This window comes from Roseateles asaccharophilus (assembly GCF_031458115.1).
In the GTDB taxonomy this organism is placed as follows: domain Bacteria; phylum Pseudomonadota; class Gammaproteobacteria; order Burkholderiales; family Burkholderiaceae_C; genus Pelomonas; species Pelomonas asaccharophilus_A.
The window spans coordinates 372,755-396,706 of record NZ_JAVDXV010000008.1; the positions used below are offsets into that span (position 1 = coordinate 372,755).

General features: G+C 70.0%; 19 protein-coding genes. 7 read left to right on the top strand and 12 right to left on the bottom strand.

What is annotated here, in order from left to right:
• The first annotated feature begins 91 nt into the window (after window positions 1-91).
• The 3 genes from J2X21_RS20750 (at window position 92) to J2X21_RS20760 (ending at window position 3,003) form a co-directional block, all read left to right on the top strand.
• On the top strand, window positions 92-868 hold the full coding sequence (locus J2X21_RS20750; protein WP_310331761.1) for a flagellar biosynthesis protein: 777 nt from the start codon (window positions 92-94) through the stop codon (window positions 866-868).
• 19 nt (window positions 869-887) lie between these two features.
• Window positions 888-1,601: an RNA polymerase sigma factor FliA gene (locus tag J2X21_RS20755; RefSeq protein ID WP_310331764.1), complete on the top strand. Its 714-nt coding sequence runs from the start codon at window positions 888-890 to the stop codon at window positions 1,599-1,601.
• A 136-nt stretch (window positions 1,602-1,737) separates the two neighbouring features.
• On the top strand, window positions 1,738-3,003 hold the full coding sequence (locus J2X21_RS20760; protein ID WP_310331766.1) for a methyl-accepting chemotaxis protein: 1,266 nt from the start codon (window positions 1,738-1,740) through the stop codon (window positions 3,001-3,003).
• Here the strand turns inward: J2X21_RS20760 and J2X21_RS20765 are convergent.
• Genes J2X21_RS20765 through J2X21_RS20780 form a run of 4 tightly spaced genes read right to left on the bottom strand, consistent with a single transcriptional unit; the run spans window position 2,993 to window position 8,127 of the window.
• On the bottom strand, window positions 2,993-3,664 hold the full coding sequence (locus tag J2X21_RS20765) for a substrate-binding periplasmic protein (RefSeq protein ID WP_310331768.1): 672 nt from the start codon (window positions 3,662-3,664) through the stop codon (window positions 2,993-2,995). The two genes, J2X21_RS20760 and J2X21_RS20765, sit on opposite strands and share 11 nt — an antisense overlap.
• Window positions 3,661-5,508: a GGDEF domain-containing protein gene (locus J2X21_RS20770; RefSeq protein ID WP_310331770.1), complete on the bottom strand. Its 1,848-nt coding sequence runs from the start codon at window positions 5,506-5,508 to the stop codon at window positions 3,661-3,663. Before J2X21_RS20770 ends, J2X21_RS20765 begins: the two co-directional genes overlap by 4 nt.
• 19 nt (window positions 5,509-5,527) lie before the next feature.
• Window positions 5,528-7,747, bottom strand: a complete 2,220-nt coding sequence (locus tag J2X21_RS20775) for a putative bifunctional diguanylate cyclase/phosphodiesterase (RefSeq protein ID WP_310331772.1) — start codon at window positions 7,745-7,747, stop codon at window positions 5,528-5,530.
• Window positions 7,748-7,758: 11 nt separating this feature from the next.
• A complete protein-coding gene (locus J2X21_RS20780; RefSeq protein WP_310331773.1) occupies window positions 7,759-8,127 on the bottom strand; it encodes an Hpt domain-containing protein in 369 nt (122 codons plus the stop codon).
• A gap of 143 nt (window positions 8,128-8,270) precedes the next feature.
• Here J2X21_RS20780 and J2X21_RS20785 point away from each other — a divergent pair, with 143 nt between their 5' ends.
• Window positions 8,271-9,587, top strand: coding sequence for a sensor histidine kinase (locus J2X21_RS20785; RefSeq protein WP_310331776.1), 1,317 nt, complete (start codon window positions 8,271-8,273; stop codon window positions 9,585-9,587).
• Here J2X21_RS20785 and J2X21_RS20790 read toward each other — a convergent pair.
• Window positions 9,569-10,828: an SGNH/GDSL hydrolase family protein gene (locus J2X21_RS20790; RefSeq protein WP_310331777.1), complete on the bottom strand. Its 1,260-nt coding sequence runs from the start codon at window positions 10,826-10,828 to the stop codon at window positions 9,569-9,571. The genes J2X21_RS20785 and J2X21_RS20790 overlap by 19 nt on opposite strands.
• A gap of 80 nt (window positions 10,829-10,908) precedes the next feature.
• Between J2X21_RS20790 and J2X21_RS20795 the strand changes: the two genes are divergently transcribed.
• Entirely contained in the window at window positions 10,909-11,793 is an 885-nt protein-coding gene (locus tag J2X21_RS20795; protein WP_310331780.1) for a LysR family transcriptional regulator, read from the top strand.
• 25 nt (window positions 11,794-11,818) lie between these two features.
• Here J2X21_RS20795 and J2X21_RS20800 read toward each other — a convergent pair whose 3' ends face one another.
• From J2X21_RS20800 to J2X21_RS20830, 7 genes are all read right to left on the bottom strand, one after another.
• On the bottom strand, window positions 11,819-12,415 hold the full coding sequence (locus tag J2X21_RS20800; protein ID WP_310331781.1) for a response regulator: 597 nt from the start codon (window positions 12,413-12,415) through the stop codon (window positions 11,819-11,821).
• 8 nt (window positions 12,416-12,423) lie between these two features.
• Complete coding sequence (locus J2X21_RS20805; protein ID WP_310331783.1) at window positions 12,424-14,877, bottom strand: PAS domain-containing sensor histidine kinase; 2,454 nt, start codon at window positions 14,875-14,877, stop codon at window positions 12,424-12,426.
• 193 nt (window positions 14,878-15,070) lie between these two features.
• Window positions 15,071-16,252 carry an EAL and HDOD domain-containing protein gene (locus J2X21_RS20810; RefSeq protein ID WP_310331784.1) on the bottom strand — a complete coding sequence of 394 codons (1,182 nt, stop codon included), beginning with the start codon at window positions 16,250-16,252 and terminating at the stop codon, window positions 15,071-15,073.
• A gap of 183 nt (window positions 16,253-16,435) precedes the next feature.
• A complete protein-coding gene (flgL, locus tag J2X21_RS20815; protein WP_310331786.1) occupies window positions 16,436-17,647 on the bottom strand; it encodes a flagellar hook-associated protein FlgL in 1,212 nt (403 codons plus the stop codon).
• Between the two features lie 145 nt (window positions 17,648-17,792).
• On the bottom strand, window positions 17,793-19,775 hold the full coding sequence (gene flgK, locus J2X21_RS20820; protein WP_310331788.1) for a flagellar hook-associated protein FlgK: 1,983 nt from the start codon (window positions 19,773-19,775) through the stop codon (window positions 17,793-17,795).
• 10 nt (window positions 19,776-19,785) lie between these two features.
• The gene (gene flgJ / locus J2X21_RS20825) at window positions 19,786-20,652 is read right to left on the bottom strand and encodes a flagellar assembly peptidoglycan hydrolase FlgJ (RefSeq protein ID WP_310331790.1); all 867 of its coding nucleotides are present in this window, start codon (window positions 20,650-20,652) and stop codon (window positions 19,786-19,788) included.
• Window positions 20,652-21,743 carry a flagellar basal body P-ring protein FlgI gene (locus tag J2X21_RS20830; RefSeq protein ID WP_310331846.1) on the bottom strand — a complete coding sequence of 364 codons (1,092 nt, stop codon included), beginning with the start codon at window positions 21,741-21,743 and terminating at the stop codon, window positions 20,652-20,654. The genes flgJ and J2X21_RS20830 overlap by 1 nt, the downstream gene beginning before the upstream one ends.
• Before the next feature lie 208 nt (window positions 21,744-21,951).
• Here J2X21_RS20830 and J2X21_RS20835 point away from each other — a divergent pair, with 208 nt between their 5' ends.
• Window positions 21,952-23,031 (top strand): glycosyltransferase, encoded by a 1,080-nt coding sequence (locus J2X21_RS20835; RefSeq protein ID WP_310331792.1) that lies wholly within the window; start codon window positions 21,952-21,954, stop codon window positions 23,029-23,031.
• Window positions 23,031-23,951: a glucosamine inositolphosphorylceramide transferase family protein gene (locus J2X21_RS20840; RefSeq protein ID WP_310331794.1), complete on the top strand. Its 921-nt coding sequence runs from the start codon at window positions 23,031-23,033 to the stop codon at window positions 23,949-23,951. The genes J2X21_RS20835 and J2X21_RS20840 overlap by 1 nt, the downstream gene beginning before the upstream one ends.
• Window position 23,952: the final 1 nt, after the last annotated feature.

Genomic DNA, 23,952 nt, shown 5'->3' on the forward strand with positions numbered 1-23,952 from the left:
CCGTCATGGCGATGTGTGAGCGGCTCAATGCCGCGAGCATCGCCGTCCCCTCGGGGGACCGGCCAAGGTACTCCTTGGACGAGGGGCAAGCATGATGCAAGACCAAGCCCACGGTCTTCGCCGCCTGTTCGCGGCGAACAAGACCCGCTTCGTGCCGGTCGTCAGCAACCCGCGCGTGATGGGCGCCGGCGTCATGCTGGAAGGCCTGTGCGCCGCGTTCGCGGAACTGAACCTGCACACGCTGGTGGTGGACGCCGGCGAGCTGTCGCCACAGCCGTCCGAGCTGGCGCAGGTGGACCTGTCCAACTGCATTGAACGGCTGTCGCCGCGCGTGTCCTATCTTGCTGCGCGCGGCTTGCCCCTGCGTCATATCAACGCCCAGGGTTCGGCGGCCGCATTCCTGGAGGCCGTGGCCGAGGCCGCGCCCGAGGCCGACGTCATCCTGCTGCACGCGCCTGCGGCCGAGCTGGCCCGCGTCGTTGCGCTGCGCGAGGTGCGCCCGCTGTTGCTGGCGGATACAGATCCGCACAGCGTCACCGAGGCCTACGCCGGTATGAAATGGCTCACACAAAGGGCGGGGCTGTTGGTCTACAGTCTGCTCATGGCCTGCCAACCCCAACTGCGCGTGGCCACCCGCATCGCGCAACAGCTGCATTCCTGCGCCGACGGCTTCCTCGGCGCGGTGCTGCGTGACTGGGCCTGCATGGACCCCCGCACGCACCACGCGCCGCTGACACCCGAGCTGCGCCATCTGGCCCGCGAGCTGCTGCTGGCGGCTCCCCCAGGGGCGGCGCTCGACGCGGCCTCCCATGCGACCCTGCTGCGCCCGGCGCGCGCGGTGTCTTCCCGTTTGATTGCAGCGCATTGATCTCCGCCGGGAGCAGAACATGTACACGCCCAAAGGCCGCCTCGACAACAACACGCTGATCAAGCAGTACAGCCCGTTGGTTCGACGCCTGGCGCATCAGATGATCGCCAAGCTGCCGGCCAACGTGGAGGTGGACGACCTCATCCAGGTAGGCCTGATCGGCCTGACCGACGCGCTGTCGCGCTTCGATGCGGAGCAGGGCGTGCAGTTCGAGACCTTCGCCACCCAGCGCATCCGCGGCGCCATGCTTGACGAGCTGCGCGGCGGCGACTGGATGAGCCGTGGCACGCGCCGCCAGCAGCGCGAGATCGAGGTTGCGGTGCACAAGGTCGAGCAGCGCCTGGGCCGCGCGCCCAAGGAAGAAGAGATCGCCAAGGAGATGGGGCTGCCGCTGGCCGAGTACCAGGAGCTGCTGGGCAAGGTGCGCGGCACGCAGCTGGTCTATCTGGAAGACATGTCGGGCGACGACGGCGACAACGACTATCTCGACCGCCACGTCGCCGACGAGAGCGCCAACCCGATGGCGCAGCTGCAGGACCATCGCATGCGCGAGGCGCTGGTGGCCGCCATCAAGAACCTGCCGGAGCGCGAGCAGTACGTGATGAGCATGTACTACGAGCACGACATGAATCTCAAGGAGATCGCGGCTGTGCTCAAGGTCACGGAGTCCCGCGTGTGTCAGTTGCACAGTCAGTCGATTGCAAGGTTGCGCGTTAAGCTGCGCGATTGGTAGATACGGGGCACTGACGATGGTGTCCCCAGCCAGATAACAAGGGGACAAACGCATGCTCAGGTGGCCCAAGGTCGGAGTCTCGTCGGCTTCCGAGACAGCGCGCGAAGAGCCTGTCCGCCGAGACGACAGCGCGGCGTTGAACGTCGTCAAGAAGCTGTCGCGCTCCATTTCCACCGTCGGCAAGGATGCCGCCGAGGTGCGCGGGGCGCTGGAAGACACACAGCGCGTCGTGCAGTCCCAGGGCCAGGCCATGCAGGCGCTGGCCCTGCAGCTCGACCAGATCAGCCAGGCCCAGGCTGCCATCGCCACGGCCACCGCGCAGAGTTCCGCGGCCGTGCAGCGCGCACGTGGCGCCTTGGGCGTCGTGGGCGGCGAGGTGGTGGGCATGGCCAGCACGCTGGCGCAGGTGTCCGACGCCGCCGCCGAGATCACGAAGATCTCGCTGCAGACCCGGCTGGTGGCGTTCAACGCGGCAGTCGAGGCCAAGCACGCGGGCGATGCCGGCCGCGGCTTCGCCGTCGTTGCCGAGGCGGTGAAGGCGCTGGCCGGCCAGGTCGAGGCGTCGTCCAAGGCCATCGTCAGCGCCATCGCGACGCTGCAGACCCGTATCGACCGCTTCAGCGCCGAGCTGACCGAAAACCCCGCCAAGCCCAGCCAGATCCACGCCGCTTTCCACGAGGTCGAGCAGGACGTGCAGCGCATCTCCGTGTCGGCCGCCGACAGCGGCCAGCAGATGCAGCTGCTCAACCAGCAGGCGAACGAGCTGGGGCGCGAAGTGTCGGAAGCGTCGCACAGCCTGAAGGTCGCGTTCGACGGCAGCGACCGCTTCCTGCGCATGTCGGAGGTGCTGGTCGAGCAGATCGCCGAGAGCGGCGTCGAGGTCGACGACATGCCCTTCATCCGCGCCGCGCAGTCGGCCGCGGCCGAGATCAGCGAGCTGCTGGAGGCCGCGCTGCGCGACGGCCAGATCAGCGAGTCCGACCTGTTCGACGAGAACTACCGGGCCATCGAAGGCACCAACCCCCAGCAGTCCACGACGCGCTTCTGCCAGCTCACCGATCGCCTGTTCCCGACGGTGCAGGAGAAGACATTGGGCTTCAGTGACAAGATCGTGTTCTGCATCTCGGCCGACCGCAACGGCTACATCGCAACGCACAACCGCAAGTACTGCCAGCCGCAGCGCCCGGGCGACACGGTCTGGAACACGGCCAACAGCCGCTACCGCCGCATCTTCAACGACCGCACGGGGCTGGCCTCGGCGCGCAACACGCGGCCCTTCCTGCTGCAGACCTACCGTCGCGACATGGGCGGCGGCCGCTTCGTGCTGCTGAAGGAAGCCGCCGCGCCCATCGTCGTCAAGGGGCGGCACTGGGGCGGGCTGCGCCTGGCCTTCAATTTCTGACCGAGCGGCGGATCTCGCGATCCAGCAGCTCCAGCCAGGCCTCCGCCTGTGGGTGCTGCTTGCTGATGGCCATGTGGGTGGTCTTGACCTCCAGCGCGGGCGCGTGCCAGCGAATGCCCTGGGCCAGCGCCGGTTGGCGGAGCAGCAGGTGATCCAAGGTCTCGCGCTCTGAGAACACCGCGTCCACGCGGCCGCGCTTGAGCATCTCCACGCCGACCCGCGGGTCCAGCACCTCGTGCAGCTTGTATCGGCCCGCGGCCAGTGCCGGCGGCAGGTAGGAGCCGCGCTGGTAGGCCACCGTGGCGTCGGGCGGCAGTGGCTCTTTGCGGTCGCCGCGCACGAACAGGCCCAGCTCCATGCGCGCCACCGGCAATGAATAGCGGAAGAGTGCGTCGCGCTCGTCGTTGCGCCACAGCGTCAGCAGCAGGCAGCCGCTGCCCTTGGCGAGCGCGAAGGCACGCACCCAGGGCAGCTGCTGTGTCTCGACCGTCAGGCCGCCCTCAGCGAAGGCGCGCCGCGCCAGCGCGGTGATGCGACCGCCGTCGGGCAGCTCCGTGCTGACATAGGGCGGGAATTCGGTGGTGCACAGCACGACCGGGGGTGTGGTGCCCTGCGCCGCCGCGCCAGCGCCCAGGGCCAGCAGCAGCGCGAGCGCATTCATTCGGCGATACAGGCCCGGTTCTTGCCGGTGTGCTTGGCCTCGTAGAGCGCCACGTCCGCGCGGTCCAGCGCGGCCTCCAGCGTCTCGCCGGGCCGGTACAGCGTCACGCCGGCCGAGAAGGTCACGAAGACGTCCTTGCCCTCGTGGTTGAACAGCGCCGACGACAGCGAGCGCTGCAGCCGCACCAGCACCAGCTGGGCCTCGTCCAACGGCGTGTTTGGCAGCATCAGCACGAACTCCTCGCCGCCATAGCGCGCCACCATGTCGCCGGGGCGCAGCGAGGCCTGCGTGCGCTCGGCCAGCGACTTCAGCGCGATGTCGCCGGCATGGTGGCCCAGGCTGTCATTGAGCTTCTTGAAGTTGTCGATGTCCAGCAGCGCCAGCGCCATGCGCGTGGACTCGCGCTCGGCCTTGGCCTGCTCGATGCCGAACGCCTGGATCAGCCCGCGGCGGTTGGCCACCTGGGTCAGTTGGTCGGTGTGGACTTCGTTGGACAGGCGGCGCAACTCGCCCTCCAGCTCGTCCACGCGCTGCGTCAGCGCGGCGGCGCGGTCGTGCTCCAGCGTCAGACGCTGCTGAGTCTGCGCCACCAGCCCCTGCACGCTGCGACTTTCCTCGACCATCTCGCGCACCGTGCCGGCCAGGCTCTCCAACGAGTCTGCCTGCTCGATGGCATCGGCATAGCGGCCCACGTTGTTCTGGAAGCGGTCGGTGTGCTGGCCCAGCTCGCCCAGTTCAGCCAGCATGCGCTGGATCAGGCCTTTCAGCGCGTCACGCGCCTTGCTGCGCTCCTCGCGCAGCGCGCGCTGGCGTTCGCGTGTGCCGGCCAGCAGTTCGGACACGGTGCGAACGCCACGGCCCGACAGGCCTTGCGCCAGGGTGTTGTTCATCGCCTCGGCCTGGCCACGCGCCCAGGAGTCATCCTCGGCCAGATCCACGAGACTGCCACTCAACTCGCGGCACAGGCCGCCCAGCTCGTCGAACAGGTGGCGGCGGTGGTCCAGCAGGTGGCGGGCGCGCAGGCACAGCGCGGCCATCTGCGCGGCGCGCTCGGGACTGGCACCACCGGATTTCAGTTCGGCCTGGGCCGCATCCAGTTCGCGCATCAGCGCATCGGCGGGCGTGGCCTCGGTCTGCGGTGAGCGCAGCGCATGACGTACCGTGCCATTCAGCTCACCGCCGATGTCCAGCCACGGGGTCGCGTCGAACGGCGCGGCGCCGCTGTCACGCGTGCCGGTGCGGCTCAGCTCGCCAAAGCCGCTTGATTCACGGAACCCGGTATCGGCAAACGCACTCTCGGCAAAGAACTGGCTGGGCGTGCCGCCCTCGTCATCGGTCTCGACGCCGCTGCCGTCGCCGTCCTTGTCCCAGCTGGCGATCAGCTGACCCAGCCGTTTGACGAGTTTGGTGCTGTCGCTGCGGCCCAGCTCCAGCACGCGGCTGATGCCGTCCTTCTTGCGCGCCAGCGTCCAGTGCTTGCCACCGCGTTCCAGGCCGCGCACCAGGCGCTCTATGGCCTGCGCCAGCGCCTCGGCCTGGGCGCCAGGGCCGGCGGTGTCCAGCAGCTTGTCGACCTGGCGCTGCAACTCGTCCAGCCGCTGCTCGCGCAGCGCGCTCTGCAGGTCCTGGCGCGAGGCGCCGGAAGGCAGGGCCAGGCTGATCAGCTTGGACATCAGCTGCTGCAGCTTCTCGGGCACGCCGCCGTTGGCGGCAGGGCCAGGCTCGCCACCGGCCTCGATGGCGTAGGCACGGGCGTAGTTCTCGGGCGTGGGCTCCAGCCGCGCCTGGGCAAGGCGTTGCAACGCCGCCTTGGCGAGCTGGGCCGGCGGAAGCGTGGAACGCATCGTTCAGCGAGGAAAAGGGTTAGCGTTGACCGCGGACGAGGTCGGCGGTGCCGTCGGCCTGCGTGATCCATGGCGCCTTGCGCGGCAGCACGGTCTGGGCGATCCAGCGCTCCAGCTCGTCGGGCGGCAGGGGTTTGCTGAACAGGAAGCCCTGCATCAGCGAGCAGCCCAGGCGGTGCAGCACTTCCATCTGGCGCAGCGTCTCGACGCCCTCGGCGATGACGCGCAGACCCAGGGCGCGGGCCAGCGCGATGATGGCCGTGACGACGGCGGAGCTCTGCGGCGTGATGCCCAGGTCGCGCACGAAGGTGCGGTCGATCTTGACCTCGGAGATGGGCAGCGTGGTCAGGTAGGCCAGCGATGAATAGCCGGTGCCGAAGTCGTCGATGGAGATCTCCACGCCCACTTCGTTCAGGCGGTGCAGAGACGGGATGACGTTCTGCAGGTCCTTCATCAGGTTGTTCTCGGTGATCTCCAGCTGGATCGACCGGTGCGGCACGCCATAGGCGCTGACGCACTGGTGGATGTGCTCGACGAGATCGGTGCGTTCGAACAGCCGGCTGGGCAGGTTGACCGCGATGGAGTCGGCAAAGCCGAACTGCAGCGACCACAGCTTGGCCTGGCGGGCCGCTTCCTTCAGCGCCCACTCGGACAGCGGCACGATGAGGCCGGTTTCCTCGGCCAGCGGGATGAAGTCGGCCGGCGGCACCAGTACGTTGCCGCGCTGCCAGCGCATCAGCGCCTCGGCACCCACCATGCGGGCCGCGCGCACGTCGATCTTGGGCTGGTAGTGCAGCACGATCTCGTTGCGCTCCAGCGCCTTGTGCAGCGCGCTTTCCAGCTCCAGCTTCTGCTTGCCGTGGCCGGCCAGCTGTGGCGAGTACACCGCCGAGGCGTTGCGGCCCTGGCTTTTGACGGCGTACATGGCCACGTCGGAGTTGCGCAGCAGGTCGGCCATGGTCTGGCCGTCGCGCGGGTACAGAGCGATGCCCACGCTGGCCGTGACGAAGCATTCCTGGCCGCCCACGAAGATGGGCTCGCGCATCGCATCCAGCACGCGCTGCGCCACGCGCTCGGCGTCGCGCTCGTCGGCCACCTCGGGCAGCAGCGCGACGAACTCGTCGCCGCCCAGCCGCCCGACGGCCTCCAGGCCGCGGTGGCTGCGGTTGCCCAGGCCCTCCAGCACGCCTTCCATGATCTGGTCGGAGTGGCGCACGCAGCTGCGCAGGCGCCGGCCAACCTCGATCAGCAACTCGTCGCCGGCCGCATGGCCCAGCGTGTCGTTGATGACCTTGAAACGGTCCAGGTCGATCAGCAGCAGGCCCACCTCGTGGCCGCCACGGCGCGCGCTTTCAATGGCGCGCTCGACGCGCCAGATCAGCTGGCGGCGGTTGGGCAAGCCGGTCAACGCGTCGAAGTGCGCCAGCTGGCGGATGCGGTCCTCAGCCTGGCGGCGGTCGGTCACGTCCTGCAGGATGCCGGTGTAGCCGTTCAGCAGGCCTTGTTCATTGAACTCGGGCTCGGCCTCGATGTGCACGACGCGCTGGCGGCCGTCGGGCAGCGTCAACGGCAGGTCGGTGATCAGCACGGAGGTGTGGGCCACGACGTCGCGCAGCCGGCGCAGGAACACGTGGCGGTCATCCGCCGGCACCATGCGCATGACGCCGACGAAATCCAGCCGGTCCTGCGGGCCACGGCCGAACACACGCAGGCCTTCAGCGGAGATCACGAAACTGCCGGCGGTGTCGCGCTTCCACTCGAAGCTGCCCATGCGGGCAAGGTCCTGTGCACGCGCCAGGCGGGCCTTGCTGCGCTCCAGCTCCAGCCGCGTGCGCGAACTGCGCAGCAGATAGCGCAGTCGGCCGTCCAGCAGGCTCCACTGCGACGATTTGACGAAAAAGTCCGTCGCGCCCGCCTGGTAGGCGCGGTTGATGGAGGCCTCGTCGTCCAGGCCGGTCAGCATCAGCACGGGCAAGGATTCAAAGCCCGGCGTGGCACGCAGCAGCGAGCAGGTCTCGAATCCGTCCAGTTCGGGCATCAGCGCGTCCAACACGACGACGTCGGGCGCGTGCGTGGACAGCTGGGTTAGCGCCGCGCTGCCGCTGGAGGCTTCCGTGACCTCGAAGCCGCGCTCGCGCAGCGCCGCGGCGGTGAGCAGCAGATTGACCTCGTCGTCGTCAACGAGCAGGACGCGAGGGCGCGCAGGCAGATCGTCGATGGCTTGACCGGGGGACGGCATGGGGCGGGACGTCAAAGCAGCGCGGCCAGGGCCGTGCGTACTTGTTGGATGTCCTGGAGCATAGCGTCCAACTGTTCAGAAAGCCCTTCGGTACGGCCTTCCCGGGCCATCGCTTCAATGTCCGCGCAACGCGCGGACAGCACATGCGCCCCCAGGCTGGCCGACGAGGACTTCAAGGTGTGGCTCACGTGGCGGACGACGGTCAGATCCAGGGAATCACCTGCGCGGGCGCGTGCCAGGTCGGGCAGCAGGCGGTCCAGCGAGGTGGAAAAAGCGGCGACGACGCGCTCCAGCAGCTTGTTGCCGCCGCTCGGGTCGAGCTCGCGCAGGCGAGCGATCGCTTCGGGATCGAGCAGGTCTGCGGGGGAGGAGGCGGTCATGGGCGAACGGAGCACGGGCTTGTTCAGAAATGTATCGCGAGGGGGTGGGGGGGCTAGCGCGAAGAAATGCACGAAAACAGCGCCGCCGACGCGGTGGTGCATATGCACCGTCCCCCCAGTGAGCGCTGCCTACAATGCCGCGCATGAAGAGTCTCAGCGACGACAGCGCGGCATCGCGCCGCCTGGAGCGTCGGATGCCGATGCGCTTGCTGGTCCTGGGCTTGGCGGCCGCCGCGCTGCTGATGTTGCTGCTGGGCGTGCTGGTCGTCCTCGCGCTGGTGCGCGTCTGGGGCGGCGACGTGGGCCTGGTGCATGCCGCCCTGGTGCTGACGGCTTTCTTCACTGGACTGATGGTGCTGGTAGCCGCCGCTCTGGGTTGGCATGCAGGCGTGCGGCTGACGCGCCAGCGCCTGGCCGAACCGCTGCGTGAGGTGCGCCAGCAGCTGCACCTGCAGCACCAATTGCAACGTGATTGGCAATGGGCCACCGATGCCCAGCACCGGTTGGTGCGCTGGCAGGCACCGCAAGGCGCGCCGTCGTCGAGCTGGGTGGGGGCGTGCGGCAGCACGCAGCTGTTGTGGGAGAAGTTCCCGGCGGCGGAGCAGGCGAGTGAACTTCGCGAGCGCGTGCAGGCCCACCAGCCGTTCACCGAGCTGCTGATCGTCGATGGCGGCACCCGCTGGCGCCTGCGCGGCCTGCCGTGCATGGACGGCCAGGGGCATTTCGCCGGCTTTGCGGGCACGGCACGACCCGAAGAGACTGCGGTGGCGGTGCCCCCGGCGACCAGCGACCTGGCCGCGGAGCATGAGTCGTTCAGCTACACCGTGTCGCACGACCTGCGCGCGCCGCTGCGGGTCGTGGAGGGCTTTGCGCGCATCCTCAAGGAGGACTACGGCGCGCGGCTGGACCGCGTCGGCAACGACCACCTGGACCGCGTCATGAGCGCCGCGGCGCGCATGAACAGCATGATCGACGCGCTGCTGTCGCTGTCCCAGCTGTCCACGCGGCCGCTGGCGCGCCAGCCGGTCAACCTGTCGCAGCAGGCCGGCTACGTGATGGAGGAGCTCAAGCGCGCCGCGCCGCAGCGCGAACTGGAGCTGGACATCGAGCCCGACCTGACCGTGCAGGGCGACCCCACGCTGCTGCGCATGGTGCTGGAGAACCTGCTGGGCAATGCCTGGAAGTACAGCGCCAAGCTGCCATGCACGCAGATCCGCTTCGGCAGCGTGGAGCAGGGTGGGCGGCAGGTCTACGTCGTGTCCGACAACGGCGCCGGCTTCGACATGCGCTTCGCCGAACGGCTGTTCGGCGTGTTCCAGCGCCTGCACAGCGCCAGCGACTTCCAGGGCACGGGCGTGGGTCTGGCGCTGGTGCGCCGCATCGTGCGGCGCCACGGCGGCGACATCTGGGCCGAGTCCGCCGTGGGCGAGGGCGCGCGCTTTTACTTCACGCTGGGCTGAAGGCGGGCCTCCAGCAGCAGCGGCAGAACAATCGCCTTGGCCATCGCGCGGTAGCCCGCGTCGCCGGGGTGAAGGTGGTCGCCGGAGTCCAGGTCGGGCCGCAGGCGGTCGGGCTGGACGGGGTCGCGCAGCACGGCGTCGAAGTCCACTACCGCATCGAAGGCGCCGGCCTCGCGTATCCAGTGGTTCAGCGCCTGGCGCAACGCTTCCTTCTGCGGGCTGTAGTGGCCCTCCAGCGGCGTGCCCTTGAGTGCGTCGCGAAACGGCGGCAGCGTGGCGCCGATGACGTGCACGCCGCGTGCGCGGGCTTGCCGTATCAGCGCCTCGAACCCCGCCGAAAGCTCCGGCAGGTCTGGCAATGCCTCTTGCGGCGCGAACAGGCCGCCGGGCCAGCCGATGTCGTTGGTGCCCAGCAGCACGACGACGGCACGCACGCCGCAATGCCGCAGCACGTCACGGTCAAAGCGGGCGAGGGCGCTGCTGCCCATGCCATCGCGCAGCAGCCGGTTGCCGGAGATGCCGGCGTTCAGCACCGCGATGCCTTGGGCGGCCAGGCGGCGCGCGAGGTGGTCGGGCCAGCGCTGGTCGGCGCCGGGTGTGGCGGCATTGCCGTCGGTGATGGAGTCGCCGATGGCGACGACCGCGGTGCCGCTGCCGGCCGTCTGCACCTCGGCGAGGAAGGCGCGCGTGCTCAACGTGGTGCTCGTGCCGTCGGCGCTCAGCAGCTCGCTGCGGTCGCGCGCGTCCCAGTGGAAGCTGGCGAGCGCCGTGCCTGCAGCCAGGTGCAGGTCCACCTGCAACCGTTCCCCGCCGCGGGTGGGCAGCTCCAGCGGGTCACTGAGCCATCGCGAGCCGGGCGGCACGACGACGGCGGTGCGTCCCTCGAAGCTCAATGGCATGGCCTGCGCCTCGCCTTCAATGCGGACGCTGGCACCCGTGATGCGCAGGGGCTGCACGCCGTACTCGTTGCCGACGACCACCCGCAGCCGCGGACCGCCGACGCTCAGCCGCAGCGACTGGCGCAGCGTGACTTCGTCCAGCCGCGTGGGCATGCCCAGTGGCAGCGGCAGGCGTTCGTCCCAAAGTGGCTGGGGGCTGGCGATCCAGCTGGGCCGCCATGCGGTGCAGTCGGCGGGTCGTGTGGGGGCGGACTGGGCCAGCGCGCCGGTCGCCGCGGCGGTGGCCGCCAGCCAGAGGGTGAGCCGCGAACCGGCTCGGGCAAGAAGGGAAGAGGTCGTCATGGCGTCCATGGTTCTTCATTCGAAGTCTTGATGGAAGCCGGCAGAATCGAACGCCAAGCATTCGAAATTGGAATGGAGACATGGACAGGCTGCGGGCGTTGAAGGCGTTTGTGCGCGTGGCGGACCTGGGCAGCCTGTCGGCCGCGGCGCGCTCGCTGGCGACGACGCAGCCCACCGTCAGCAAGCTGGTGGCGGCACTGGAAGCGTCGGTGGGCGCGCGGCTGTTCGAGCGCAGCCCGGCGCGCGTGCTGCTGACCGACGAAGGCGCGCGCTTTCTGGACAGCGCCCGCCGCCTGCTGGACGACTACGACGAGGCCGTGGCCGCGCTGGACGCGCGCACCTGCGAGCCGCAGGGCCGCGTGCGCATCTCCGCACCGGTGGCCCTGGGCGAGCTGCACCTGCACGGGCTGATGCTGCAGGCGCTGCAGCGCTACCCGAAGTTGGAGCTCGACCTGATGCTGGACGACCGATTCGTCGACCCGGTGGAGGAGCGTTTCGACCTGACCGTGCGCATCGGCGCGCAGGTGCCGCCGGACCTGGTGGCGCGGCAGCTGGCCGTCTGGCCGCGCTATCTGGTCGCGTCACGCGACTATGTACGCTGCCACGGCGAGCCGCAGGCGCTGGCCGAACTCGCGCCGCATGCCTTTTTGCGCTACCTGCAGGGCGAAGCAGAGACGGTGCCGTTCACTGGGCCGGTGGGCACCGTGGACGTGCCACTGTCCACGCGCTACCGCGTCAACAGCGCCGTTGCGTTGCTGGACGCGGTGCGCGCAGGCGCCGGCATCGCGTTCCAGCCCAGCTGGATGGTGAAGGACTTGCTGGCCAGCGGAGAGCTGGTGCGGCTGCTGCCGGACTGGGCCGGGCCGGCGCAGATCGCACACCTGGTCTATGCGCGCCGGCGCACGCAGCCGATGCGCGTGCAGGTGATGCTGGAACTGCTGGACGGCGCGATACGCGCGCTGTGAGGGCGGGGGAGCGCGGGTGAGGGCGTCAGCGCGTGCCGGGTCTTGCCAGCAGCTCGACGGCATCGACGATGCGCCGCGCCTGCTCGGGCACGCTGTGCCCATCGGCGGCGGCCAGGCTCATCAACCGGGCCAGTGCCTCGTCGCGCGGCAGCGAATAGCGGTGCATCAGCACGCCCACGGCCATGGCCGTCGGGTCCAGCGTGGTGGGGAACTCGGTCGGCGGCGGTGCCGGCGGGCTGGCCACCGGCTCGGGTGCCGCGGCGCGCGCGAATGCGGCTTCCACGGCGGGCACGATCTGCGAGATGTCCAGCGGCTTGACGAGGTAGGCGACGGCGCCCAGCTCCTTGACCTTGGCGACGGTGGCCTCGTCCGTGAATGCGGACAGGAACATGAAGGGCGTTTGCAGGTACTCCCGCAGGTAGGCGGCCACGTCGAAGCCGGTCAGCCCCTCCATGCGGATGTCCAGCAGCGCCAGCTCGGGCCGGTGTTCTCTGGCCAGCAGGATGGCGTCGTCGCCGTTGTCGGCGTCGATGACCTCGAACCCGGCCTGCGTCAGCCCATAACTCAATGTCGCCAGCACCAGACGGTCGTCATCGACGACCAGGATCTTGCCCTTGCTCACCGCGCCCCTCACGAACTTGGTTTTGTGGCCGGATTGTGAACCACGCTGGGTGGAATCAATTCCAGCCGGCACAGCACGTCTGTGCCTTGTTGTTCCAGGCTGAGGATGGCGCTGCGGCGCGGCAGCAGCGCGCGCACCAGGCCCAGGCCGGACACGCCGCTTCTCACGTTCTGCAGCTCAAAGCCGTCGGGCAGGTGGCCGGTGTTGACGATCTCGACCGTGACGCCGGCCGGGTCGCAGATGAGCTGGCAGCGCGCCGCGGCGCCGTCGCCGTGGCGCAGTGCGTTGCCCAGCAATTCGTTCAGGCTCAGCGCAATGGGGATGGCCTCCGCCTCGGGCAGGCACCAGTCGTCCAGCAGCGCGCCGCCCTCGGCGGTGGTGGTGATGACGCGGCCCTGCGCGCGCTGCACCGAGCCGACGATGGCATCGAACACCCGCTTGAGCACCAGCGGCCCGCTGGCGCCCACCTGCAGGCCGTAGACCTGCGCGATGGCCTGCACCTGGCCCACGGCCTCCTTCAGCACCGGCGCCACCTCGGGCCGGCGCGCGGCGATCTGCTGCAGCAGGCCGGCCACGCCCTGCAGGTTGTTCTTGATGCGGTGGTGCACCTCGCGCACCAGCAACTCGCGCTGCGAGATGGCGGCCTGCAGCCGGGCCTGCTCGGCGGCGCGCTGCTCGGTCACGTCGCTGGCGACCAGCAGCAGCAGCTCAGGCGCGTCGTCGCCGCTGACACCCGCCAGATGCAGCAGCCGCGTGTCCCAGACGCGCGTGCCGCTGCCGGCGGGCACCTGGTACTCGCGCTGCACGACGGCCAGTGACGCCAGCGCCTCGCGCATGTCGGCGGCCACGCGCTCGCCCTGCTGGGCGCCGAACAAGGCCTCGGGGCCGCTGCCCAGCAATTGCGCCTCGCTGCGGCCGCCCATCGCGGCGGCGGCCTGGTTCAACTTGACGATGCGCAGGCTGTGCGCCTCGTGCAGCGTGATGGCCATGGGCGCGCCTTCGATGATGCGCGCCAGCGACGCCTGCGCCAGCCGGCTCTGCGCCTCGGCCTGGCGGCGGCGGTCGATGTCCAGCAGCGCATAGGTCAGCTGCGTGCCGCCTTCCGCGCCGTCGTCGCGCGGCGTCTGCACCGCGTTGCCGATGACCCAGAACTCGCGCCCGTCGCGGCCGCGCAGCCGGCACTCGAACACGTCGCTGCCGGGCTCGGCGTGGAAGGCATGCTCGTTGTCCTCCGGCGCCAGCACGCCCATGGGCTGGCCCAGCACGTCCTCCAGCTCGCAGCCGAACATGCGCCGCGCCGAGCGGTTCATCCACTCGATGCCGTCCGGCCCCACGGTGACGATGCCGACCAGCACCGAGTCCAGCACCGCGCGTTCGCTCTCGGCGCGCAGCAGCAGCGCGTTCTCGGCCTGGGCCTGGGCCGTCACGTCCAGCGTGACGACCGACGTGGTGCGCCGCCCGCCGGCCAGCAGGCCCGGTGCCACGCGCGTCAGCAGCCAGCGCCGGCCCAGCTCCGGGTGGCGCACGGCATAGCGCACCTCGACGGGGTCGCCTTTCTTCAACGCACGCTGCAGGCGCTCGAACTCCGGCAGCGAGGCCGGTTCCACGATGTCGCGGCTGATGCCTTGCAGCGAGCCCACGCCACCCTTGCCGGCACCCTTGAAAGGCGCGCTCTTGCGGTGCGCCTTCAACCAGCCACCTTCCGGCTGGAAGGTCGCCAGGCCCACGGCGGCGGTGTCCATCAGCGCGTCCAGCTGCTGATGAGCCAGGTCGCGCTCATGCAGCAGGCTCTGGTCCTCCAGCACGGCCTGCAGCAGCGTACGGCCGTCTTGGCGCCACAAGCGCAGCCGCGCCTGCAGCCAGCAGTGGCGGCCCTGCGGGTCGACGAACTCGGCCTCGGTGACCAGCGGGCCGTCCGGCGCGCGCAGGCTGCTGAGCGCGGGCACAGGCATGCCGCGGCTCCAGCCCAGCAGCGCTTGCAGCAGGTCGGGCAGGTCGTTCAGCTGGCGCGGCGTGCCGGCGCAAAGCTGGCTGAACGCGGCGTTGTGGCGCAGCACGGCACCGCTGGCGGCGTCGGCCAGCAGCATGGGCAGCGGCGACAGCGCCATCCATTCGCCCAGCGGCGGCTCGCCCGGGTCGGCGGCGCTGAGCCGCGCGTGGAGCAGCCAGTTGGGGCGGTCGCGCAGCAGGTGCAGCGTTGCACGCTGGCCGTCCGCCAGCTTCAGCGGCGGGGCAGGGGGCGGCGCGCGGCCGGTGTCGATGGCGTGGGCCGCATCGCGCAGCCAGGTTTCCAGCCGGCTTCCGGCGGCCTGGCGCAGCAGGCGCCAGCCCTCGGCGGCATCGGTGCCCAGCCAGGCGCGGGCCGCGGGGTTGGCGCGCAGCGCCGACAGGTCGGAACGCAGCGTCAGGACCGGGTCGCCGACCAGGTCCAGCAGCGCGGGTGAGGGGGGCTGGCCGAACATGGTTCAGCCGGTGGGATGGGCGTCAGTCATCCGACCCGGTGATTCATTTCGGGCCGGGCGCCGGGCCGCTCCCAAGCCGGCCCGTTGTGGCGATGTGCGTGCGGCTCAATGCCGCGAGCATCGCCGTCCCCGCGGGGGACCGACCAGGCTCGCGCGCGTCCAGCGGCGCGAGATTGGGCGAGGGGTCCCAGTGTCATTCCAGCTGGGCCGCCTTGTGCAGCGCGCGCAGCACGCAGGCGTTGACCTCGCCGGCGCCGATCATCAGCGCGTCGGCGCGCTCGCGGTAGTCGAACACCGACTCCGACTCCAGCGCGCGCACCAGTTCCAGATAGGGCAGGAAAGGGCCGCTCTCGTCCACCAGGGCCTGGCGCACGCGCTCGGGTACGGGGATGGACTGCAGCAGCTTCTCGAACGGCGCCTTCAGCATGTGGTCCAGCAGCGAGAACAGGCCGCAGATGAACATCTCGTCGCGCATCTCGCGCTCTTCCATGCCGGCGGCCAGCTCTTCCATGATGAGGCCGCGGCGGACCGCGCCGTACATGATGGGCCGCATGCTGTGGTCCTTGCTGGCGGTCGTCAGCAGCAGCGCCAGCCAGCGCTTCAGGCGTGCATAGCCCAGCAGCATGATGGCGTGGCGGAAGCTGGACACCTCCACCGGCAGGCCGAAGGCGGCCGAGTTCATGTATCGCAGCAGCTTGAAGGCCAGGCTGGGGTCGCGCTTCAAGGTCTGTTCCAGGCGCTCGACGTCCTCGCCCTCGTCCACGCGCGACATCAGCTCCATGATGACCTGCAGGTCGGCGGCGATCTCGGTCTTGGTGCCCGGCTCGGCTTCGTAGGCGCCGTCCATGGGCCAGCCGATGACGGCGGTGGCGCCAGCCTTGAAGGCGTCGTCGATGGCGGCGGCGCCCCGCATGCCGGCGCAGACCAGCTCGGTGCCGGCCGGCGCGCTCTGGCCCGGCTCCAGCACGATCTGCTTGAAGACGGCCGCCACTGGCGCGGCCAGGGGGGAACTGGGCAGGCCCTTCAAAAGACCCGTGTGGCCGGCGCCCTTCAGCGCGGCGATGGTGTCGGCATGGGCCGCGTCGGCGGCGATGAAAGCGGGCACCTCGATCTGCGCGGGCTCGGCCGGCGGCTGCTGCAGCAGCGCGGTCAGCAAGGCCTCGCCCTGCGGGCTGAGGACGGTGCCGCCCTTGGGAAAGGCGGCGGTCAGCGCGGCCAGCAGCTCGGCGTGGTCGATGTTGGCGTCTGCACGCAGCGGCACCAGCGTCAGCCGCGTGCCGGCGATGGCGCGCTGGCGGTCGATGACGGGGGCATAGCCCAGCGCGACGCCGGGCAGGATGGCGTGGTCGAGGGCGGCGGGGACGTTGTCGGACATGGCGCGGCGCAGGATGCGGTGATTGCGGCAGTCTGCCATGCCCGCTCGCTGGCCATGGCGGCAAATCGTGACAGCTTCACGATCGGCCCCACTGTCGGCGTTACCCGGCGACTCCCACGGATCCGGCTCCGCCGGGCCGTCGGGAGTGCCCCCTTGAGGCGGCCGTAAGGCCGTAGGGGGTGGTCAAGTGATGTATTGGAAGAGGGACATGCGCTGCACCATGGCGTAGGTCTTCAGCGCGGTGTCATAGCCGGATTGCTGGTTCTGGAAGTCCGAGATGGCCTGCACCATGTCCAGGTCCTCCGCGGCGCTCTTTTCTTCGGTGCTGTACTGCTTCAGCCCTGCCAGCCGGGTCTCGGTGCCGTCCAGATTGTTGAGCCGCTCGCCGACCTGGCTGCGCGTGCTCTGCAGGTTGCCCATCACCGCGTCGAGGTCCCGCAGCCGGCCGACGTTGCTCTGCTGGATCTGCGCGCTGTTGCGCAGCGGCGTGTTCAGCTCGTTGATGGCGCGGTCCAGCACGTCGAACAGCTTCAGGTTGTTGGTGGCCGGCGCGATGGAGAAGTTGTCCCCGTCCACGGGCGTTCCACCGATGGCGACGCTGATGCCATCGAACTGGATGGCCAGGCCCGACGTGAACGTGCCCGAGGCGACGGCGCCGCCGGCATCGATGTCGGTGACGGTATAGGTTTGTGCCGGCGCGGTGCCGACGATGTCGACGCGGTAGTTGTGGCCGGTCACGCGCGGCGGATCGGTGACGCGGCCTGCGTCTATCCAGCCGCGCGCCGGCTGCGTGGGGTCGATGGAATTGGGGTTGGCCTCGGTGACGAAGCTGCCGTTGCCGCTGCGTGCCTGTTCCCAAGCGCCACGGCCGTCCACGGTGAGCTGGAAGTCATCGAGGTTGCCGGTCTGGATGTTGCCGGCCACGCCCACGTAGGCGACGCCGCTGGCCTGGTCCAGGAAGGGCGGGTTGGCCGAACCCTGGCCCGCAAAGATGTAGCCGCCGGCGCCGTCAGGCCGGTTGGCGATGGCCAGCAGTTGGTCGCGCAAGCCCTTGAGCTTGTTGGCCAGGCCTTGGCGCTCAGGGTCGGTGTAGGTGCCATTGCCGGCTGAGACCAGCGTCTCGCGGGCTTGCTGCAGCAGTTCGTTGGCGTCGCCGAGTGCCGATTCGGCGAGCGTCATGCTGTTGCGACTGGCTTCCAGCGCACGCTGGTTGGCATCGACGCGGCCTATGGTCGCCAGCGCACGCTCGGCACGCGCGGCGCCGGTCGGGTCGTCGCTGGCCAGCGCGATGCGCTTGCCCGACGTCAGCTGCAGCTGCTGGTTCTGCAGCGAATTCTGGCGTCGCTGCAGGTTGGCGATGGACGCGTCGTAGAGGTTGGCGGTGGAAAGTCTCATGAGCGGTCCCCGAGGAAGACAACGATCGGACGGCACACGGTGGGCAGGCTAGTGCCTGGCCGAGCGGCATCCGTGGAGCCGGCTTTGCCGGGCCACTGGATGCGCCCCCTTGAGGGGGCGCGCGAAGCGCGTAGGGGGTGGGCCATCATCGGGCGGCGATCTGCAGCACTTCGTCGAACAGCGATTGGGCGGTCTGCAGCACCTTGGCGGCGGCCTGGTAGGCCTGCTGGAACTGCATCAGCCGGGCAGCTTCCTCGTCCAGGTTCACACCGGCCTGGCCGGCGCGGTTGGCCTCGGCATCTGCGGCCACGCTGGTGGACACGCCGGACAAATAGGTAGCGCTCTGCACGCGCGCGCCCACCTCGCTCATCGCAGCGGCGTAGGTGTCGTTGATGCTGGAGCCTGCGGTGATGGTTCCATCGGCCAGCACCTCGCGGCCGATGAAGGCTTCGTTCTGGATGTCCAGAAAGGCCTTGGCGTTGCCGTTGTTCGTGGCGGTGTAGACGGTGGGATCGATGCTGATGCGGTCGCCCTCGCGCGGCACGCCATTGGTGCGCAGCTCGAAGCCCAGGTCGATGCCCAGCGCCGGCTGGTTTCCGATCGGCTGGTTGGCGCTCCACGTGCCGTTGATGACGCTGCCGTCGGCCAGTGTCAGCGTGTACAGGCGGTTGGCCGGGTTGGCGGGGTCCGCGGCACCGAACTCGATCGTCATCGGTGCTCGGGAGGCGTCGAAGCTGGGGTTGACCGCGTAGATGCTCTCGGCGGTCAACGTGCCGGTGTTGCTGACCGACATGGAGGCCGTCACCGGCGAGGCCGCGGCGATTCCGTTGGGGTTGTCCAGCACGCGGCGCATCTCGACGGCGGCGTTGGCCACCGGCTCGATGAGGAAGCTCTCGCCCGCCGTGGGCGCTGCCGGCGTGAAGTTGATGCGGAAACCGTCGACCGTGTCGCCTTCGTTGACGCTGCGCACCAGGCCGTCGGACAGGCGCGTCAGCTGGTAGCCACCGGCGTCGTTGGCGGTCAGCTTGTAGCTGCTGGCCTGCAGCTGGCCGGCGTTGACGATGGTGGCCTGCACGCCGCTGGTGAAGCGGCCCGCGTCGTCGCGCAGGTTGCTGGCGGCGGCCAGCACGCGGGGCGTCGCGACGTTGAAGATCTGGGCGCCCTTGCCGGGCGGGTTGGACAGGTCCAGCCCCAGCGCGTTCTGGTCGTTGACCCGGGTGCCGATGGCCGCGGCCAGCTGGCCCAGCAGGTTGCGGGCGTCCTGCAGGTCGGTGTTCTGGAACCGCAGCAGCGCGGTCATGGAGCCGCCGGTCAGCACGCTGTCGTCCAGCGAGCGCAGCCGGCCGCCCTCGTTCATGGACAGCCGCGCGCGCGTCGCGTCGTAGGGGTCGGGCGTGACCTGCAGCGTGGTGGCCTGGCTGCCTAGCACCAGGCGCTGGCCGCCGCCGATGAACACGCCCAGCGTGCCATCGTCGGCGGGCAGCGTCGTCACGGCGACGTACTCGCCCAGTTGCGCGACGAGGCGGTCGCGCTGGTCCAGCAGGTCGTTGGGCGTGTGGCCGCTGCCCTGCGTGCGCGACACCTGGTCGTTGACCGCGGCGATTTGCTTGACGATCTCGTTGACCACCGTGACGCTGGCCTTCAGGTCGCTGACGACGCCGGACTGCAGGTCGGTCAGCTGCTGGCCGGCGTTGGAGAAGCGCGTGGCCAGCTCGGCGGCGCGGCCCAGCGCGACCTGGCGCGCGGACGGGTCGCTGGGGCGGCTGGTCACGTCCATCATCGCGTTCAGGAACTGGCTGGCGGCATAGCCCAGGCCGTCGGTGCCGGGCAGGAACACTTTCTCCATGCGGGCCAGCTGCTCGGCGCGCGTGGCGTCGGCCGATGCGGTGGACTTGGAAGTGGCGGCTTCCTTCGTCAGGAACTCGTTGTGCGAGCGCACGACGGTCTGCACGTCCACGCCCTTGCCAAAGAAGCCGGCACCGGTGTACTGGCCGGCCGACGTGGTCAGCACCACGGCCTGGCGCGAGTAGCCCGGCGTGTTCGCGTTGGCGATGTTCTGGCTGACGGTCTGCAATGCCGCCTGTTGGGCGAACATCGCGCGGGCGCCGAGGGTGAGCAAGCCGGCCATCGTTCAGTCCTTATGCGAGCGTGCTCTGGACGCGCTGCGTCGTGTGGATGGTCTTGGCGATCTTCTCGGCGTAGGCCGGGTCGGTCGCGTAGCCAGCCTGCTGCAAGCCGCGCGCGAAGCCGGCGGCGTTGCCCGCCTGCGCCTGCGCGACGACCTTGGAGTAGCGGTCGTTGCTGCTGATCAGGCGGGCGTAGTCCTTGAACGCCTCGTCGTAGCTGCCGTAGGCGCGGAACTTGGCCGTCACCTTGACGGCCTGGCCGTTGATGACCTCGGTGGTCTTCACGTCCACGGTCTTGCCGGTCCAGCCCGGCGTGGCCTTGATGCCGAAGATGTTGTGGCTCTTGCTGCCGTCGGCGCCCACGATCTCGCGCTTGCCCCAGCCGCTCTCGTGGGCCGCCTGCGCGACCATGAAACTGGCCGGAATGCCGGTGGCCGCCGAGGCAGCCTTGGCCGACGCGTCGTGCTGCTGGATGAAGCTCTGCACGTGGTTGGGAATGCCCTTGGTGGCCAGCGCTGGCAGCGCCTGGGCCAGCGTCGTCTGGCTGGCCCGCTTGACGCCCTCGGGGCTGAAATCCTTGATGCCCATCTGGCGCGCCAGCTGCTTCTGGATCGCGTCGGACAGCCCGCCCGGCAGGCCGCTCATCTTGCCGGCGAACTGCTGGTCCAGCATCTCGGTGCCCAGCTGCGTGGCGCTGTTGTCCAGCATGCCGCTGGCCAGCGTGGATGCGCGCATGCTCTTCATGACTTCCTGCATGAAGAGCGTTTCGAACTGCTTGGCCGTCTCGCGGATGCTGGCCTTGGGATCGCGCGAGGCCTGGGCCTTGAGAGCGTCGAGGCTCCCCAGACCCTGGCCGGCAATGGACTGGAAGGACGACATCAGATCACCTCGAGCTCGGCATTGAGTGCGCCCGCGCTCTTCATCGCCTGCAGGATCGCGAGCAGATCCTGAGGGGTGGCACCCAACGAGTTGAGTGCCTTGACGACGTCAGCCAGTCGCGCACCGGCGGCCAGCTGGATGAGGCTGCCCGGTTCCTGGCGGACCGAGATGTCGGCTTTCTCGGTAACCACCGTCTGGCCGCCGGACAACGCGTTGGGCTGGCTGACGATGGGCGTGGAGTTGATCGTGACGGACAGGCTGCCGTGCGCCACCGCGCAGGCCGACAGCGTGACGGCCTGGTTCATGACGATGGAGCCGGTGCGGGCGTTGATGACCACGCGCGCGGCCGGCGAGGCCGCGTCCACCGCGAGGTTCTCGACGTCGGCCAGGAAGGCCACGCGCTCGTCCGGCGTGGCGGGTGCCTTCACGCGCACGACGCGGCCGTCCAGCGCCTGCGCCACGCCGTTGCCCTTGGCCTTGTTGATGGCCTGGGCCACCGCGCGGGCGGTCGCGAAATCGCTGCTGTTCAGGTCCAGCTGGATGAAGTCGCCGTTGGCCAGCGGCGTGGGCACGGCGCGCTCGACCAGTGCGCCCGACGGGATGCGGCCGGCGCTCAGGTGGTTGATCTGCACCTTGGAGCCGCCGGCGGATGCGCCTGCGCCGCCCACCACCAGGTTGCCCTGGGCGATGGCGTAGACCTGGCCGTCCGCGCCGCGCAGCGGAGTCGCGATCAGCGTGCCGCCGCGCAGGCTCTTGGCATTGCCGATGGACGAGACATTGATGTCCAGCTGCTGGCCGGGCTGGGCAAAGGCCGGCAGCGAGGCCGTCACCATGACCGCGGCGATGTTGCGCGGCTGCATGGTGACGCCCTGGGGCAGGATCACGCCGAACTGCTGCAGCATGGCCTGCAGGCTCTGGCCGGTGAACGGCGCCTGCGTGGTCTGGTCGCCCGTGCCATCCAGGCCCACGACGAGCCCGTAGCCGGTCAAGGGGTTGGAACGGACCCCGGCGACGGAGGCGACTTCCTTGATGCGCGCGGCATGGGAGAAGGGCGCCAGCACGACGGCCAGGCTGAGGAGGAGGGCTTGCAGGTACTTCACTCGGCCGATTCTGCGGATGCTTGAGCCCGCGAAGCCGCCGAAAAGGCGGGTGACGGCCCCGCTTTTCCAGACCGGGTGCCGACAGGCGCAGCGGGACAGACGGCCAGCAGCAAGCCGGCGTACAGCTTTCCAAAAGTTTCCGAATGTGTCTGTACGTAAATTGGCGCGCACTGAAATCGTGCCCCGCTGCGCCACCGCCATGCTGTCTTCCTTCGAACCGCTGACCCTGGTTCATGTCGTGTTTTCGTCCCGCATCGCGGGGGGTGAGCGGCATTGCATCGATCTCGCCAACGCGCAGGCCGCGCTGGGGCACCGCGTGCACGTGATCGGCTCGGCCGGGTCGGCCGTGGCCGGCGCGCTGGCGCCGGGCGTGACCTTCCACGGCCTGAAGCTGCCGCTGCTGCGCGGTTGGCGCGTCGCGGCGCTGGCCCGCCGACTGCGCGCCGATGTCTGCCACGGTCACCTCGGCCCCGCCTGCAAGGCCGTTGCCCACAGCGCGCAAGGCATGCGCATCGGCACGCTGCACGTGGGCTACAAGGCCCACCACCATGCGCGGCTGGACGGGCTGGTCTGCGTCAATCGCGCTCAGCACGACGGCCTGCCGGCCGGCCGGGCGCTGGCACGGGTCATCTACAACTGGGCGCCTGAGCGTGACGCGGCGGCGGTGGGCACCGGTGACCTGCGCACCGAACTGGGCCTGGCGCCCGACCAGCTGCTGGTGGGCACGGTGGGCCGGCTGCATCGCAGCAAGGGCATGGACCTGCTGATCGCCGGCTTCAAGTCGCATGCGCCGGCCGACGCGGTGCTGGCCATCCTGGGCGAAGGCCCCGAGGAGGCGGAACTGCGCGCGTTGGCTGCCGGCGACGGGCGCATCCGGCTGCTGGGCTTCCGCAGCGACGTGGACCGCGCGCTGCAGGCCTTCGACCTGTTCGTGTCGCCGTCGCGCGAGGAAGCCTTCCCGCTGGCCATCCTGGAAGCCATGCGCGCCGGTCGCCCGGTGCTGTCGACCGCGACGCAGGGCCCGCTGGAAATGCTGGCCGGCCAGCCGGCCCGCCTGGTGCCGGTGGACGACGCCGACGCACTGGGCCGCGCCATCGCGGACGAGTTGCAGCGACTGCGGGCGCTGCCGCTTGCCGTCCGCACGGTCGCCTATGCGACCGCGGCCTACGATCGCAGCAACGCCGTGGCGCGCACGCTGGCCTTCTATCGCGACGTGATGGGTCGGCAGGCCGTGCCGGTACCGCGGTTGGAGGACGAGGAAGAGGCTGTCGCCGCCTGATGTTCAAGGCTCCCCGCACCGACTTCTGGCAAGTCGGCATCGTGCCGTTGGCGCTGGCCGACGTGGATGCCGCGCGGCTGGCCGCCGTGCGCGACCGCATCACCTGGCTGCCCGACGCCGGCCGCTGGCGCTACCTCGCCGACCCGTTCGGCCTGGTGCGCGGCGACGCGCTGCACGTGTTCGTCGAAGCCTTCGACTACCGTACCAAGCGCGCCCATATCGAGCGCCACGAGTTTTCGAAGGCCGACCTGCATTGGCGCCGTCAGGCGACCGTGCTGGATCGGCCCTTCCACCTGTCCTATCCGCAGGTGTTCGAGCACGGCGGTGAGACCTGGATGGTTCCGGAGAGCTACCAGGCTGGTGAGATCGCGCTGTACCGCGCGACCGACGCGTCGCTGGACCATTGGCAGCGCGAGTGCGCGCTGCTGGCCGGCCTGCCGGGCGCCGATGCGTCGCTGGTCGAGCTCCACGGCCGTTGGTGGATGTTCTACACGCTGGTCGGCCCCAACGCCCGCGACCAGCGCGAATTGCACATGGCGCACGCGCCGACGCTGACCGGGCCGTGGACGCCGCTGGCGGCCAACCCGGTGCGCGTGGCCCGAGACGGCGCGCGGCCGGCTGGCCGGCCGTTTGTGGCGCGGGATGGCGTGCTGACGCTGCCCGTGCAGGACAGCTCCACCGGCTATGGCGGCGCCACGCGGCTGCTGCGCTTCCCGGTGCTGATGCCAGGGCACGTCGTCGTCGAGGCCGGTGCCGAGCGCCTGACCGGCGACCTCGTCAGCGCCACGCACACGGCCGGCCTGCACACGCTGACCGGCTGCGACGACGCGTTCTCGCTGATCGACGTGAAGCGCATCGACCGCTCGCGAGGGCGGCAGTGGCTGGACTTGCAGCGGCGCTGGCGGCGATTGTTCGGCTAGT

Coding starts and splice junctions, on each gene's coding strand:
- J2X21_RS20750 (WP_310331761.1), top strand. CDS start 92: ATGATGCAAGACCAAGCCCACGGTCTTCGCCGCCTGTTCGCGGCGAAC.
- J2X21_RS20755 (WP_310331764.1), top strand. CDS start 888: ATGTACACGCCCAAAGGCCGCCTCGACAACAACACGCTGATCAAGCAG.
- J2X21_RS20765 (WP_310331768.1), bottom strand. CDS start 3,664: ATGAATGCGCTCGCGCTGCTGCTGGCCCTGGGCGCTGGCGCGGCGGCG.
- J2X21_RS20770 (WP_310331770.1), bottom strand. CDS start 5,508: ATGCGTTCCACGCTTCCGCCGGCCCAGCTCGCCAAGGCGGCGTTGCAA.
- J2X21_RS20775 (WP_310331772.1), bottom strand. CDS start 7,747: ATGCCGTCCCCCGGTCAAGCCATCGACGATCTGCCTGCGCGCCCTCGC.
- J2X21_RS20780 (WP_310331773.1), bottom strand. CDS start 8,127: ATGACCGCCTCCTCCCCCGCAGACCTGCTCGATCCCGAAGCGATCGCT.
- J2X21_RS20785 (WP_310331776.1), top strand. CDS start 8,271: ATGAAGAGTCTCAGCGACGACAGCGCGGCATCGCGCCGCCTGGAGCGT.
- J2X21_RS20790 (WP_310331777.1), bottom strand. CDS start 10,828: ATGACGACCTCTTCCCTTCTTGCCCGAGCCGGTTCGCGGCTCACCCTC.
- J2X21_RS20795 (WP_310331780.1), top strand. CDS start 10,909: ATGGACAGGCTGCGGGCGTTGAAGGCGTTTGTGCGCGTGGCGGACCTG.
- J2X21_RS20805 (WP_310331783.1), bottom strand. CDS start 14,877: ATGTTCGGCCAGCCCCCCTCACCCGCGCTGCTGGACCTGGTCGGCGAC.
- J2X21_RS20810 (WP_310331784.1), bottom strand. CDS start 16,252: ATGTCCGACAACGTCCCCGCCGCCCTCGACCACGCCATCCTGCCCGGC.
- flgL (WP_310331786.1), bottom strand. CDS start 17,647: ATGAGACTTTCCACCGCCAACCTCTACGACGCGTCCATCGCCAACCTG.
- flgK (WP_310331788.1), bottom strand. CDS start 19,775: ATGGCCGGCTTGCTCACCCTCGGCGCCCGCGCGATGTTCGCCCAACAG.
- flgJ (WP_310331790.1), bottom strand. CDS start 20,652: ATGTCGTCCTTCCAGTCCATTGCCGGCCAGGGTCTGGGGAGCCTCGAC.
- J2X21_RS20835 (WP_310331792.1), top strand. CDS start 21,952: ATGCTGTCTTCCTTCGAACCGCTGACCCTGGTTCATGTCGTGTTTTCG.
- J2X21_RS20840 (WP_310331794.1), top strand. CDS start 23,031: ATGTTCAAGGCTCCCCGCACCGACTTCTGGCAAGTCGGCATCGTGCCG.